This window comes from Roseinatronobacter domitianus (assembly GCF_023336755.1).
Lineage (GTDB): Bacteria > Pseudomonadota > Alphaproteobacteria > Rhodobacterales > Rhodobacteraceae > Roseinatronobacter > Roseinatronobacter domitianus.
The window spans coordinates 308,063-322,103 of sequence record NZ_JALZWP010000002.1; the positions used below are offsets into that span (position 1 = coordinate 308,063).

The window sequence follows — 14,041 nt, forward strand, 5'->3', positions numbered from 1 at the left end:
CGATCTCAGGCGGCTTGTGGCGCCAACCGCAAACCGCCCTCGCGCTCCAGAAAGGCGACGATGGCATCAACCCCGCGCCCGTGGCGCAGCTCTGCCATAACATAAGGGCGCTGCCCCCGCGCCGCCCGTGTGTCGGCTTCCAGAAGTGCGCGGTCCACGCCAACATACGGGGCCAGATCGGTTTTATTCACCACCAACATATCCGACCGCGTCACCCCCGGCCCGCGCTTGCGGGGAATGTCCTGCCCTGCTGCCGTGTCGATGACATAGATCGTCAGGTCCGCCAGTTCCGGGCTGAAGGTCGCCGCCAGATTGTCGCCGCCGGATTCGATCAGCACAAGGTCCAGGTCGGGAAATTGCGTTGTCAGATCGGCAATCGCCGACAGGTTAATCGACGCATCCTCGCGGATCGCCGTATGCGGGCAACCCCCGGTTTCGACCCCGCGAATGCGCTCGGCGGGCAACACCTGGGCACGCATCAGCGCTTCGGCATCCTCGCGCGTATAAATGTCATTCGTGACCACCGCCATCGAACAGCGCGCCGCCAGCGCGCGGCACAGATGTTCGGTTAAGGTGGTCTTGCCAACGCCGACAGGGCCACCAATACCAACGCGCAAAGGTCCGTTGCTCATGTCTTGAATATCCTTACGTCCAGAGTTTCATGCGCCATCGCGTGCAGTTCTGCCCGGAAAACGCCGCTTCCCAGATCGTCCAGACTGGCTCCTGCGGCGCGTTCTGCCAACGCAGCAATCCGCCCATGTTGCGCCGCCAGCACCTTTTGCCCCGCCGCCTGCCCCAAGGGCACGAAACGCACGGCGGCAGAGGTCAGGTTGCTGGCAAAGGCATGCAGATATAGTGCGATGACAGTCTGTGTGGGCAGGCCCAAAGCACCGGCAGCACGGCCCACGGCCACGGGCAGCGACTCTGCCACGGCATCGGCCTGTCCCATCTGTCCGCGTGCCATAGCAAAAGCCGCGCCTTGATCCATCGTTTCGCGCAACCGCTCGGCGCTGCCCGCCAGCGCGCGGGCGGTTTGGTTCAGCGCCGTCAGGTCAGCACCGGGCCGCAGCGCAAGGGCCAGAAGCACCGCGTCATTCCAGCCCGTGCCATGGTCCAGAATCGCTGTCAGCCAATGGCCAAACCCCTCGGCCTCGGTGATCTCACCCATTGCCACTGCCTGCTCCAACCCGTGCGAATAGGCAAATGCCCCGGTCGGAAACGCCGGGGAAAGCCACTGCACCAGCGACAACAGCACCGGGGCGTCAGGCGTGGTCATGCGAATGGTCATGATCGTGGCTATGTCCCATGGTCCGCCCCAACCCGTAAGCGCCGCCTTCGGGCGTGAAGGGCCGCGTATCGCGCATGACCTCTGCACCCAGCTTGGCCAGCATCGCTTCCAGCACATGGTCCTGCCGGATCACCAGACAATCCGGGCCGATCTGACACGGCGTGTGCCGGTTGCCGATATGCCATGCCAGCCGTGCCAGATCGCCACGCACCACAAGCACGGGTTCGGGCGCTGCTTGCACGGCAATCTCGCGCCCGTCTTCCAGCACAAACGCCTCTGATCCGGTCAGGTTCGTCACTTCCGGCAGGTCCACAAGGAACCCACGGCCCGACGCCGCGACCAAACGCTTACGGCGCAAGAACCGCCCCTCATAGTCCAGCGCGACCGTGTCGCAGGCGTGGTGGACATGGGCGTGGATGCGCACGGCCTTGGGGTAATCCTCCATCATGTCCTCCTCAGAACAGGAAATACCGCTGCGCCAACGGCAATTCGGCCGCCGGTTCGCAGGTCAGAAGCTCGCCATCGGCGCGCACTTCGTAGGTTTCGGGATGCACGTCTATCTGCGGGGTGGCCGCGTTCAGCACCATGTCGGATTTGCCGATATTGCGCGTGCCGCTGACCGCCAGAAGCTGCTTTTCCAGCCCCAGCCTGCCCTTGATTCCATCGGCCAGGGCCGCACCGGACACGAAGGTCACGGACGAATTCAACCGCGACCGCCCATAAGCCGCCCACATGTTGCGGGTGTAGAAGGGCTGCGCCGGGATGGACCCGTTCGGGTCGCCCATCTGCGCGCTGACAATGCTGCCGCCCATCAGCACCATTTCCGGCTTGGCCCCGAAAAACGCGAAGTTCCACAGGCACAGATCGGCCCGTTTGCCGACCGCGATGGACCCGATATGTTCCGAAATGCCATGCGCAATGGCCGGATTGATGGTGTATTTGGCGATAAACCGGCGCACGCGCATATTGTCATTATCGCCGGTCTCCTCGGGCAGACGCCCGCGCTGCTTGCGCATTTTGTCGGCGGTTTGCCATGTGCGGATTATCACCTCGCCCACACGGCCCATGGCCTGACTGTCAGAGCTGATGATCGACATCGCGCCCATGTCATGCAGGATATCTTCGGCGGCAATGGTTTCGCGGCGGATGCGGCTTTCGGCAAAGGCCACGTCCTCTGGCACCTTGTTGTCCAGATGGTGGCAGACCATCAGCATGTCCAGGTGTTCTTCGATCGTGTTGCCGGTATAGGGCCGCGTCGGGTTGGTCGAGGACGGGATCACATTCTGCGAACTGACCACTTTCAGAATATCGGGCGCATGGCCCCCGCCCGCCCCTTCGGTGTGAAACGCATGAATGGTGCGCCCGTTGATCGCGGCCAGCGTGTTTTCCACGAAGCCCGATTCGTTCAGCGTATCTGTATGGATCATGACCTGCACATCCATCGCATCGGCCACGCTTAGGCAGCAATCAATGGCGGCCGGGGTGGTGCCCCAATCCTCGTGCAGCTTCATGGCGGCAGCCCCGGCCGTGACCTGTTCCTCCAGCGCGGCGGGCAGCGAAGCATTACCTTTGCCAGCAAGCGCAAGATTGACCGGCATCGCCTCAAACGCTTGCAACATGCGGCCAAAGTGCCACGGCCCCGGTGTGCAAGTGGTGGCCAGCGTGCCATGCGCGGGGCCGGTGCCACCGCCCAGCATGGTGGTAATGCCCGAGGCCAGTGCGTCCTCTATCTGCTGCGGGCAGATGAAATGGATATGCGCATCGAACCCGCCTGCGGTCAGGATCTTGCCTTCGCCCGCGATCACTTCGGTTCCCGGCCCGATCACAATGGTCACACCCGGTTGCGTGTCGGGGTTGCCCGCCTTGCCAATTGCCGCAATCAGCCCATCCCGCAGGCCGACATCCGCCTTGTAGATGCCGCTATGGTCCACGATCAGCGCATTGGTAATGACCGTGTCCGCAGAGCCTTCGGCGCGGGTGCGCTGGCTTTGGCCCATACCGTCGCGGATAACCTTGCCACCGCCGAATTTCACTTCCTCGCCATATATGGTCAGGTCGCGCTCGACCTCTATTATCAGGTCGGTATCGGCCAGCCGAACCTTGTCGCCCGTCGTGGGGCCAAACATATCGGCATATGTGCCGCGGTCTATGCTGGCTGGCATTACAAAGCCCCCATTATTTTCTGGTTAAACCCATACACTTTGCGGTCGCCGCGATAGGGCACAAGCTGCACCTCGCGGGTCTGGCCCGGCTCGAACCGCACGGCAGTTCCGGCAGCAATATCCAGCCGGTAGCCGGTGGCCGTGTCACGGTCGAACTGCAAGCCGGGGTTGGTTTCAGCAAAATGATAGTGGCTACCCACCTGAATAGGCCGGTCGCCGGTATTGGCCACAGTCAGGGTGATTGCCTCTTGCCCTTCGTTCATGGTAATGCTGCCGGATGCGGGAAAGACTTCTCCGGGGATCATGCGCGCGGCCCCCGCCCGCCCGCACGGTTCAACAGCACAACCGCGCCAAAAGCCACGCCAATCAGGCCCAGCGCCCAGAGCATGTGATCGGGGGCAAGGATGAAGTGCAAAATTCCATCTCTTGCGACAGTTTCAGGGCCATGGCCCGGATGTGCAACGACAGGGCTGGCCAAAAGCATGGGCGCAGCAAGGGTGGTTATGCGAAAGATGGGGTTCATGGCGGGTCTCCTTCAACGAATGGGGTGGTGGACGGTCACCAGCTTGGTGCCGTCGGGGAATGTGGCCTCGACCTGAATCGAGTGGATCATCTCTGCGATCCCCTCCATGCAGTCGGCGCGGGTGACGACATGCGCGCCCGCTTCCATCAGGTCAGCCACCGACCGGCCATCGCGCGCGCCTTCGACCACGAAATCGGAAATCAGCGCCACCGCTTCGGGGTGGTTCAGCTTCACGCCACGCGCATGACGGTTCCGGGCAACCATCGCGGCCATGGAAATCAGCAGCTTGTCTTTTTCACGGGGGCTTAAGTTCATCTCACTCCTCTTGGGGTTACATCTGCCACACGCGCGGCGGCGGGGCGCCGCGCCGCAAAACACGCAGCAAAGACAGGATTTGACGGCGCAAAGGCCAACCATCGGCGGCCAGAAGCCGCACAACCAGCTTGCCGTCATAGGCGCTGGCGGCGGCCTCGACATCGTCTGTCAGCGCGTCCCGCGCAGCACCCAAAGCATCTTCAGCCCCTTGAGCGCACAGAACCAGTGTCGCAAAAGCGCGTGCGCCACCAAGCAGGGCGGTTTGGCCGGGATGGGCCAGCGCGGCGGTATCCAACACCAACGGCTCCAGAAAGACCGGCACGCCACCGCGCGTAAGGGTGCGACAGTCGCGCAAGCTCAATGAGCGGACGTCCTCGGCCATGGCCGCGCGACCCAGCACAACGCTTTCCAACAGCAGACAGCCAGCATCCGGAGCCAAGGCAATCCGGGTGTCACGGTGCAAATTGCTATGGTCGAACAGGATGGTTTCCTGCGGCAGCCAATCCAGCCAGCAGCCCGCGCCGACATCATGCGTCACCCGAACATGCGCCGGCCCATCATTGGCCCGGTAGGCGCGTTCGGCGGTTTGGGTCGTGGCCGTGACATGGGCGCCCTCGGTCAAGGAAACGGCATAATCCAGCCGGTCGCCACTGGTCAGCCCGCCAGATGTGTTCAGAAACACAACCTCTGGCCGACCGGAAATGCGCGGAAGCTGCGCTTTGGCCGAACCGACCTGCCGCAACTGGCCCAAACGCGCACCGGCGAACCCGACACGAGCCTCGCCCGCGCTTCGCTGCATCTTCACCTGTTGACCGGAATCAAGCATCGCACCCCCATAAGCGGTCACTTGATACCGACTGGCGCGCCAAGCGCAGATCATGGGCCATGGCAGCAATGCAAGCGCCGCCCGTTTGCCTGTCAAACGGGCGGCGCTTTTAACATTTGCCTATAAACTAGGCTTCGTGAAAACTTAAGCAGGCGTCGAAGAGACACCCACATGCGCAGGGCGCAAAAGCTGGTCATGCAGCATAAAGCCCTCGGCCATGACCTGTATGATCTGGCCCGCCTTGAAATCAGGAACGGGGGCTTCGAACATCGCCTGATGCAAATGCGGGTCAAAACGGTCGCCCACTTCGGGACAAATCCGTTCCACGCCGTGCTTGTTCAGAATTCCGGTCAGCTCGCGCAGCGTCAGCTCTACCCCTTCGACCAGCCCACCGGCGGCAGCGCGGGTGTCTTCTGTGGCGGCGTTCAGCGCGCGGGCAAGGTTGTCATAGACCGGCAACATGTCGCGTGCGATCTTCGACCCGCCGTAAAGCTGGGCATCGCGGCGGTCCTTTTCGGCACGCTTGCGGCTGTTCTCTGCCTCTGCCAATGCGCGGATCATGCGGTCACGCATATCATCGCGCTCGGCCTCTGTCGTCGCAAGGCGCGCTTCCAGATCGGCAATCACATCATGCTCGGTCTCTGCCGCCTCTGGCGTGTCATCCTCCGGCATTTCAGCTTCGGAAAAAGGGGTGTCTTTCGGCTCTGCCATCGTCTTCCTCAATCTGCGCGGTGGGTGTCTGTCAGCAGACGCCCAACCAGTTGCGCGGTGTAATCCACAATCGGCACGATTCGTCCATAGTTCAGCCGCTTCGGGCCAATCACGCCAACCGCACCAATAATCTTTCGGTCAGCGTTCATATAAGGGGAAACGACCAGAGTTGAACCCGTCAGCGAAAAAAGCCTGTTCTCGGCACCGATAAAAATACGCACCCCGTCGCCTTGTTCCGTCAGTTCAAGAAACTCGGTAATGTCGCGCTTGCGTTCCAAATCATCGAACAAGCTGCGAATGCGTTCAAAATCTTCGGCCGATGCCTCGTCCAGCAGGTTCGATCGCCCGCGCACGATCAACCGCTCTTGCGGCTCGCCTTCATTTTCCCATACCGCCAACCCCTGTTCGACCAGCGATTGCGCCAGCGTGTCGATTTCGCGGCGGTTGCGCGCCAGCTCGGCCCGGAACCGGACCAAAAGCTGCCCCACACTGGCGCCTTCGGTCATGGAATTCAGGTAATTCGCGGCCTCGCGCATTGCCGATGGCGTCATCCCACGCGGCGGCGTGAAAATGCGGTTTTCAACATGACCGTCCGTAAACACCAGCACCACAAGCGCGCGATCCGGCGACAGGCTGACGAAATCTATATGCTTGACCGCCGCTTCATGCTTGGGCGACAGCACCAGGGACGCGCCCTGCGTCACCCCGCTCAGCGCCCCGCCAATCTGTTCCAGCATGGTGCCCATGTCGCGCTCGTTGCTGCCCATGGTCTGGTCCAGCTTGGCCCGGTCGTCGTCATCCAGGGGTGACACTTCCAGAAGCGAATCGACAAACAGCCGCAGCCCCAGATTGGTCGGCACCCGACCCGCCGACACATGCGGGCTGTCCAGTAATCCAAGATATTCAAGGTCTTGCATTACGTTTCTAACGGTCGCGGCAGAGACTTTCTCGCTTAGGCCCCGCGTCAGGGTGCGTGACCCAACAGGGCCGCCGGTGTCCAGATAGGCCTGAACCACGCGGCGAAACACCTCTCGCGAGCGGTCGTTCATTTCGCTCAACAGCTTTGCAGTATCGCGTGGGTCCGACATCCTCTGAAACCTCTGGCTGGGACCGCCCGACAGCACCGCAAAATCCCTGCCTTTTCAAGCCCAAACAGCTTGCATTGCGGCTCTTCTGCCTTGTATCGGGGGATAACCCCCGTGAAAGGACATGCCATGCGCCCCTCTGGTCGTGATTTAGACACCCTCCGCGAAATTTCAATCGAAACCAATGTAACCATGCACGCCGAAGGGTCGTGCCTGATCTCCATGGGTAACACCAAGGTTCTGTGCACCGCGTCTTTGGAAGACCGCACACCACCCTTCCTGCGCAACACCGGCCTGGGCTGGGTCACGGCGGAATACGGCATGTTGCCCCGATCAACCAACACGCGGATGCGGCGCGAGGCGGCTTCGGGCAAGCAACAGGGCCGCACCGTGGAAATTCAACGCCTTATCGGGCGGTCTTTGCGCGCCTGCGTAGACCGGTCGGCCCTTGGAGAGCGCCAGATCACCGTTGATTGTGACGTGATCCAAGCCGATGGCGGCACCCGTTGCGCGGCCATCACCGGCGGTTGGGTCGCGCTGCGTCTGGCTGTGAACAAGCTGCTGAAAGCTGGCGATGTGGTCAGCGATCCGATCATGGACCATCTCGCGGCGGTATCTTGCGGCATCTATGCAGGCCAGCCGGTGCTGGATCTGGACTATGCCGAAGACAGCACCGCAGGCGTAGACGGCAATTTCATCCTGCTGGGCTCTGGCCGCATGGTCGAGGTGCAGATGAGCGCCGAAGGGGCCACCTTCAGCCGCGCCGAAATGGACCAGCTTTTGAACCTCGCCGAAAAAGGCGTGGGCGATTTGGTCACTGCCCAGAAAGCCGCGATTGCATGAGGCAGTTTACCGAAAAGACTCTTCTGATCGCCACGCATAACGCGGGCAAATTGGAAGAGTTTCGCCAGATCATGACGCCGCTGGGCATAACCGTTACCTCTGCGGGGGAACATGGCCTGCCGGAACCTGACGAAACCGAAAGCACCTTCATCGGTAACGCCCGGATCAAGGCCCATGCCGCCGCCAAAGCCACCGGACTCCCCGCGCTGGCTGACGATTCCGGGCTGGAAGTGATGGCGCTGGACGGTGCGCCGGGCGTCTACACCGCCGATTGGGCCGACACGCCGAATGGCCGCGATTTTATCATGGCGATGGAGAAAACCCACGCCAAGCTGATCGAAGCGCAAGCCCCCCAGCCTTGGCAGGCGCGCTTTTGCTGCACGCTGGTTCTGGCTTGGCCCGATGGGCATGATGAAGTGGTCGAAGGCCACGCAAACGGCCAACTGGTCTGGCCCCGGCGCGGGCAGGACGGCCACGGCTACGACCCCATGTTCCAGCCTGACGGTGAAACCCGCACCTTTGCCGAAATGTCAGCAGACGAGAAAAACGCCCTCTCCCACCGCGGCGCAGCCATCGCCGCCCTTATGAAAGCCTGTTTCACATGAAACGCATCTCTACTGGTTCTCCGTTCGAGAAAACAATGGGCTATTCCCGCGCTGTCGTGAAAGGCGATTGGTGCTTTGTCAGCGGCGTGACCGGCTACGACTACGCCACCATGACCATGCCGGACAGCGTCGCTGACCAAGCGCGCAACTGCTTTGCAACCATTGCCAAGGCGCTGACCGAGGGCGGCTTCACCATGGAGGATGTGGTCCGCGTGCAATACACCCTGACCGATGCTGCGCTGCTCGATGATCTGCTGCCCGCCTTGGGCGAAGCGATGGGCGACATCCGCCCCGCCGCGACCATGGTTATTGCGGGTCTTATCAAGCCCGAAATGCTGATCGAGATTGAAGTCACGGCTTTCAAGGGCTGATGATGAACGACTGGCAAAACGGCGGATTCGGCCTGTATATTCATTGGCCGTTTTGCCAGGCCAAATGCCCCTATTGCGACTTCAACAGCCATGTCAGCGCCCATGTGGACCAGGCCGCATGGGGGCAAGCCTACCTGTCCGAAATTGACCGGCTGGCCGCCGAAACCGGGCCGCGTGTGCTGAACACCATCTTTTTCGGCGGCGGCACACCGTCGCTGATGGAGCCAGATCTGGTTGCCGCGATCATAGAGCGCGCCCACACGCGCTGGCCCGCCGCGAATGATTTGGAAGTGACGTTAGAGGCCAACCCGACTTCGGTTGAGGCAGGACGCTTTCGCGCCTATGCGCAGGGCGGTGTCAACCGCGTTTCCATGGGAATTCAAGCGCTTAATGATACAGACTTGAAGCGCCTTGGCAGGATGCATTCGGCGGCAGAGGCCCGCGCGGCCTTTGACATCGCCCGCAGGTCCTTCGACCGCATCAGCTTTGACCTGATCTATGCGCGCCAATACCAGACGCTGACCGACTGGCGCGCAGAACTGACCGAAGCCCTGTCCATGGCCGTCGATCACTTGTCGCTGTATCAATTGACGATCGAACCCGGCACCGCTTTCGGTGCCCGCGCCGCCAGAGGCGGTTTGCACGGCCTGCCCGATGACGACATTTCCGCCGATATGTATCTGGCCACGCAGGATATTTGCGCCAAATACGGCCTGCCAGCTTATGAGGTGTCGAATCATGCGCGTCCCGACGCGCAATCGCGGCACAATCTTATTTACTGGCGCTACGGGGATTATGCGGGCATTGGCCCCGGCGCGCATGGGCGACTAACGCTGAACGGCACTCGCTGGGCCACGCAAACACCGCTCATGCCCAACACATGGCTAAAACAGGTCGAGACCGAAGGCCATGGCGAAAGTCCCAGAGAGGCCATCCCCACCGAAGAGCAGGCTCTTGAGCACATTATGATGGGGCTTCGGTTGGCAGAGGGTCTAAATATAGACCGTTTCGCGCACCTAAACGGGCGCCCCCTGCCCCAAGACAAGATCGACACGCTAATAGAGCAAGGGCTGGTTCATCTCAGCGAAAATCGCCTGACGGCGACCGCCCAAGGGCGTGCCGTGCTAAATGGCGTGTTACGCGAGCTACTTACCTAGGCGTTCCCAGAACAGAGCATAGCTTGTCCAACTGGTCCATGTTGCGATAGGCGACCGTCACCCTGCCCTTACCGCCCCCATCATAGTCAATAGAGACTTTCATCCCCAATGCGGCAGACAAGTCATTTTCCAGCGCCTGCGTGTCGCTATCCTTGCCCTTAGAGCGGGGCTTTGCCTTTGGCCCGGCGTCGGCGCGTTTCGTCAACGCCTCGACCTGACGGACCGAAAGCCCCTCTGCCACAACCTTGCGCGCCAAAGTGCCCGCATCTTCGGACGTCACCAACGCTCTGGCATGGCCTGCGCTTAGCTTGCCATCGCGCACCAAAAGCTGCACATCATCCGGCAGGTTCAACAGGCGCAACAGATTGGCAATATAGGACCGGCTTTTACCCAAGACCTCTGCCAATTTTTCCTGAGTATGACCAAAGCGTTCGATCAGCGCACGGTAGCCCTGCGCTTCTTCCACCGCATTCAGATCAGCACGTTGCACGTTCTCGATAATTGCAATTTCCAACACCTCGGTATCGGTAAATTCGCGCACCACAACGGGCAGTTCATGCACCTGCGCGCGCTGCGCGGCGCGCCAACGACGCTCCCCAGCGACAATCTCATACATCTCACCCTTCGCACGGACGACCAGGGGCTGAATAACGCCTTTTTCGCGGATAGATGCTGCAAGCTCTGCAAGCGCGGTATCATCAAAATGCCGCCGGGGCTGATCGGGATTCGGCACAATCGATTCGACAGGCAACGTCACAATCGGCCCCGGCGCGCTGGTGCTTGTCTGCTGCTCCAGCGCAACATCGGCCATCAGGGCAGACAGACCGCGCCCCAAACCGCCACGCTTTTCAGGTTTACGATCCATTACAACGCCGCCCCTTCTTGTGCCAATTTGCCATGCTTGGTCATCAATTCGACAGCCAGCTCACGATACGCCACAGCCCCTTTGGACTGCGAATCGTATTGCAAAACCGGAACCGCATAAGACGGCGCTTCTGACACCCGAACATTTCGCGGAATCATGGTTTTCAGCACCAAATCACCAAGGTTGTCACGAGCATCGGCCTCTACCTGCTGCGCAAGATTGTTCCGCCGATCATACATCGTCAACAAAATACCCTCTATCCGCAGGCTGGAATTCGCGGTTTCGCGCAATTCACGAATGCTCAACATTAGCTGAGACAGCCCTTCCAGCGCGAAAAATTCCGCCTGCAACGGCACAAGAACCGAATGCGCAGCGACCATGGCGTTTACCGTCAATAGGTTTAGCGATGGCGGGCAATCAATCAGGACATAGTCGAACCCAGCCGATGTGATCGCCGGTTGGCGCAGCGCGTCTTGCAAAAGATAGGTCCGCCGCGCGCGCGACATTAATTCTATATCCGCCGAGGACAGATCCGTGGTGGCCGGAATTACCCACAGCGGCGCCTCGCCAACCTGCCGCATGATGTCGGTGGCGGGCACGTCGCCAAATATCAAATCATAGGTCGTATAACGACGGGTGCTGCCCTCTATCCCCAAGCCGGTAGAAGCATTGCCTTGCGGGTCGATGTCAATCAGCAAAGTCTTCTTCCCCGCCTCTGCCAAAGCAGCGGCCAGATTGATTGCCGTGGTCGTTTTCCCGACCCCGCCTTTCTGATTCGCAACCGCAATGACCCGCGTTTTTGGCTGGCTAGACACGTTGAATATCCTTCAAGGCTAAAATGCGCGCAGACTCGTCCGTCTTGCTGTCGTGGCTGGTGACATCAAACTGCCACTCTGCCCGCGCCGCTTCAAGCTCTGCCATGTGATTTTTACCCTTTGGCAACAAGGCAATCCCACCCAATGCCAGATGACGGTGAACGAGTGGCAAAAGCTGAGGGAGCGGCGCCAGAGCGCGCGCGGACACTACATCAGCAGACACAGGCGACAGTTGCTCCGCCCGTTCAACCCGAACGGTCAGATTCAGCGAAAACTGTTGCTGGCACACAAGCAGAAACGCCGCCTTCCGCTTATCGCTTTCAACCAACGTAAAGTGACAGTCCGGCATCTGTTCCAACGCCATGATTGCGCAAACGATGCCGGGAAAACCGCCACCTGATCCAAGATCGACCCAAGACGTAACAGGCTGGCCAACAAGTTCGAAAACTTGCATAGAATCAACGATATGACGCGCCCAAAGATCATCAAGCGTGGAGGCGGCTACCAGATTTATACGAGGGTTCCACCGCCGAACCAGAGCCTCAAGCGCTTGCAACTTCTCATGTGTTTCACGTGAAACATTGCCGTCCAGTGATTGCGGCATCATGCGGACTCTCGCCTGCCGACAGCCTGAATGCGCGCCAAAATAAGAACAAGAGCGGCGGGCGTCATTCCATCTATCCGGCCAGCCTGCGCAATGCTTTTGGGCTTGGACCGGGACAACTTATCTGCCAGCTCGCGCGACAGACCGTTAATCGCGCTGTAATCAATTCCATCCGGAATTGCCCGCGCCTCATCCGCCCGCAAAGATGCGATCTGACTTTCCTGTCGGGTCAGATATGCGGCATAGATCATTTCTCGACCAAGCTGTGCGCGGGTATCCTCATCTATCGTCTTGAAATCGGGTTCTAAAGTTTCCAACACATCAAAACCAAACCCCGGCAAGCCCAACAATTCCAGCGCAGTGCGGCGGGTGCCATCTTCGCTAATCTTGTAACCAGCATTACGCAACTGCCCCGGCGTAAAGGTCTTCGCCGTCAGTTTTGCCCGCGCGGATTGCAGCCTGCCATTCTTTTCCTCAAACGCAACGCGACGCCCGTCACCAATGCAACCAAGCGTCTGGCCCAACGGCGTCAGTCTTTGGTCAGCGTTATCCGCTCGAAGCGACAACCGGTATTCTGCACGAGAGGTGAACATACGGTAAGGTTCTGACACTCCGCGTGCGGTAAGGTCATCTATCATAACCCCGATGTAACTATCCGCACGGCTCAGGTGCAGCGGTTCGCGGTCAAACGCCATACATGCAGCGTTCAGACCAGCAACAAGCCCTTGCGCGCCAGCTTCTTCATAACCTGTTGTCCCATTGATCTGCCCCGCCAGGAACAAGCCGGGCAGCGCAGAAAGCTGCAAGCTTAGGTCCAACGCACGCGGGTCAAGGTAGTCATACTCAATCGCATAGCCCGGTTGCAAAATCTCTACATTCTGCAAGCCGCGAATCGTGCGGACGTAAGCCTCTTGCACCTCTGCCGGAAGCGATGTCGAAATCCCGTTCGGATAGACCGTATCGCTATCCAGCCCCTCTGGCTCTAGAAAAATCTGGTGCGAATCCTTGTCCGCAAACCGCGTAATCTTGTCTTCTATCGAAGGACAATATCGCGGACCAACCCCCTCAATCTGCCCGCCATACATCGCAGAGCGTGACAGATTCTCGCGCACGATCTGGTGTGTTTCGGGGTTTGTGTGGGTGATCGCACAGGCGATTTGTGGGGCAATCGTATGGTTGGTCAGAAATGACATATAGGCGGGGATGTCATCTCCGGGCTGAGTTTCCAGCATGTCCCAGTCAATGCTTGATGACCGCAAGCGCGGCGGCGTGCCGGTTTTCAAGCGGCCCATCGGCAAACCGAGGCCACGTAACTGCTGTGCAAGGACGGTAGAGGCAGCGTTCCCCATGCGGCCCGCCGGAAAACTACGGTCACCAATGAACACCTTACCGCCCAGGAAGGTGCCAGTTGTCAATACAACCGCTTTGGCAAGCAGCGCGCTGTCATCACCGATCCGAACACCAACGACACGCCCACCCTCAAGCTCTAGCGCTGTCACCTCAGCCTCAATGACATCTACATTTGGTGCTTCTGCAACAATATGGCGGATCGCATCGCGGTAGCGCACCCTGTCGGCCTGCACGCGTGGCCCTTGCACCGCTGGCCCTTTTGACCGGTTTAGCAGGCGATATTGGATCGCAGCATAATCCGAGGCGCGGCCCATGGCACCATCCAGCGCATCAATTTCACGAACCAGATGGCCTTTCCCCAGTCCGCCGAAGGCTGGATTGCAGGACATCACACCCAGATCGTCTTTGCGAAACGTGACCAAACCGGTCTTTGCACCCATCCGACCAGCGGCGAGCGCTGCTTCGACACCGGCATGACCACCGCCAACAACGATCACATCGTATTGTTTCACGTGAAACAC

The 14,041-nt window shown here is 60.1% G+C and carries 18 protein-coding genes; 4 read left to right on the plus strand and 14 right to left on the minus strand.

Annotation, left to right across the window (positions count from 1 at the left end; translation table 11 throughout):
• Positions 1–5: 5 nt before the first annotated feature.
• The 10 genes from ureG to hrcA form a co-directional block, all read right to left on the minus strand.
• Positions 6–632, minus strand: a complete 627-nt coding sequence (ureG, locus tag M3N55_RS03575; protein WP_249056448.1) for an urease accessory protein UreG — start codon at positions 630–632, stop codon at positions 6–8.
• Entirely contained in the window at positions 629–1,276 is a 648-nt protein-coding gene (locus M3N55_RS03580; protein WP_249056450.1) for an urease accessory protein UreF, read from the minus strand. The genes ureG and M3N55_RS03580 overlap by 4 nt, the downstream gene beginning before the upstream one ends.
• Positions 1,263–1,733 (minus strand): urease accessory protein UreE, encoded by a 471-nt coding sequence (locus M3N55_RS03585; RefSeq protein WP_249056598.1) that lies wholly within the window; start codon positions 1,731–1,733, stop codon positions 1,263–1,265. Before M3N55_RS03585 ends, M3N55_RS03580 begins: the two co-directional genes overlap by 14 nt.
• A gap of 10 nt (positions 1,734–1,743) precedes the next feature.
• On the minus strand, positions 1,744–3,450 hold the full coding sequence (ureC, locus tag M3N55_RS03590) for an urease subunit alpha (RefSeq protein WP_249056452.1): 1,707 nt from the start codon (positions 3,448–3,450) through the stop codon (positions 1,744–1,746).
• Entirely contained in the window at positions 3,450–3,755 is a 306-nt protein-coding gene (locus M3N55_RS03595; RefSeq protein WP_249056454.1) for an urease subunit beta, read from the minus strand. The genes ureC and M3N55_RS03595 overlap by 1 nt, the downstream gene beginning before the upstream one ends.
• Positions 3,752–3,973 carry a hypothetical protein gene (locus M3N55_RS03600; RefSeq protein ID WP_249056456.1) on the minus strand — a complete coding sequence of 74 codons (222 nt, stop codon included), beginning with the start codon at positions 3,971–3,973 and terminating at the stop codon, positions 3,752–3,754. The genes M3N55_RS03595 and M3N55_RS03600 overlap by 4 nt, the downstream gene beginning before the upstream one ends.
• Before the next feature lie 12 nt (positions 3,974–3,985).
• Positions 3,986–4,288: an urease subunit gamma gene (locus tag M3N55_RS03605; protein ID WP_249056457.1), complete on the minus strand. Its 303-nt coding sequence runs from the start codon at positions 4,286–4,288 to the stop codon at positions 3,986–3,988.
• Positions 4,289–4,304: 16 nt separating this feature from the next.
• On the minus strand, positions 4,305–5,114 hold the full coding sequence (locus M3N55_RS03610; protein WP_428982585.1) for an urease accessory protein UreD: 810 nt from the start codon (positions 5,112–5,114) through the stop codon (positions 4,305–4,307).
• 144 nt (positions 5,115–5,258) lie between these two features.
• Complete coding sequence (locus M3N55_RS03615) at positions 5,259–5,825, minus strand: nucleotide exchange factor GrpE (RefSeq protein WP_249056460.1); 567 nt, start codon at positions 5,823–5,825, stop codon at positions 5,259–5,261.
• An 8-nt stretch (positions 5,826–5,833) separates the two neighbouring features.
• Positions 5,834–6,913, minus strand: coding sequence for a heat-inducible transcriptional repressor HrcA (hrcA, locus tag M3N55_RS03620; protein ID WP_249056462.1), 1,080 nt, complete (start codon positions 6,911–6,913; stop codon positions 5,834–5,836).
• A gap of 126 nt (positions 6,914–7,039) precedes the next feature.
• Between hrcA and rph the strand changes: the two genes are divergently transcribed.
• Genes rph through hemW form a run of 4 tightly spaced genes read left to right on the plus strand, consistent with a single transcriptional unit; the run spans position 7,040 to position 9,886 of the window.
• Positions 7,040–7,753 (plus strand): ribonuclease PH, encoded by a 714-nt coding sequence (rph, locus tag M3N55_RS03625; RefSeq protein WP_249056464.1) that lies wholly within the window; start codon positions 7,040–7,042, stop codon positions 7,751–7,753.
• The gene (gene rdgB / locus M3N55_RS03630) at positions 7,750–8,358 is read left to right on the plus strand and encodes an RdgB/HAM1 family non-canonical purine NTP pyrophosphatase (protein ID WP_249056466.1); all 609 of its coding nucleotides are present in this window, start codon (positions 7,750–7,752) and stop codon (positions 8,356–8,358) included. The genes rph and rdgB overlap by 4 nt, the downstream gene beginning before the upstream one ends.
• Positions 8,355–8,729, plus strand: coding sequence for a RidA family protein (locus M3N55_RS03635; protein ID WP_249056468.1), 375 nt, complete (start codon positions 8,355–8,357; stop codon positions 8,727–8,729). The genes rdgB and M3N55_RS03635 overlap by 4 nt, the downstream gene beginning before the upstream one ends.
• A gap of 2 nt (positions 8,730–8,731) precedes the next feature.
• Complete coding sequence (gene hemW / locus M3N55_RS03640; RefSeq protein ID WP_249056470.1) at positions 8,732–9,886, plus strand: radical SAM family heme chaperone HemW; 1,155 nt, start codon at positions 8,732–8,734, stop codon at positions 9,884–9,886.
• Here the strand turns inward: hemW and M3N55_RS03645 are convergent.
• The 4 genes from M3N55_RS03645 to mnmG are packed head-to-tail and all read right to left on the minus strand — an operon-like array spanning position 9,879 to position 14,041.
• On the minus strand, positions 9,879–10,751 hold the full coding sequence (locus M3N55_RS03645; protein WP_249056471.1) for a ParB/RepB/Spo0J family partition protein: 873 nt from the start codon (positions 10,749–10,751) through the stop codon (positions 9,879–9,881). The genes hemW and M3N55_RS03645 overlap by 8 nt on opposite strands.
• Positions 10,751–11,575: a ParA family protein gene (locus tag M3N55_RS03650; protein WP_428982591.1), complete on the minus strand. Its 825-nt coding sequence runs from the start codon at positions 11,573–11,575 to the stop codon at positions 10,751–10,753. The genes M3N55_RS03645 and M3N55_RS03650 overlap by 1 nt, the downstream gene beginning before the upstream one ends.
• Positions 11,559–12,173, minus strand: coding sequence for a 16S rRNA (guanine(527)-N(7))-methyltransferase RsmG (gene rsmG / locus M3N55_RS03655; protein WP_346429250.1), 615 nt, complete (start codon positions 12,171–12,173; stop codon positions 11,559–11,561). The genes M3N55_RS03650 and rsmG overlap by 17 nt, the downstream gene beginning before the upstream one ends.
• Complete coding sequence (gene mnmG, locus M3N55_RS03660; RefSeq protein ID WP_249056475.1) at positions 12,170–14,041, minus strand: tRNA uridine-5-carboxymethylaminomethyl(34) synthesis enzyme MnmG; 1,872 nt, start codon at positions 14,039–14,041, stop codon at positions 12,170–12,172. The genes rsmG and mnmG overlap by 4 nt, the downstream gene beginning before the upstream one ends.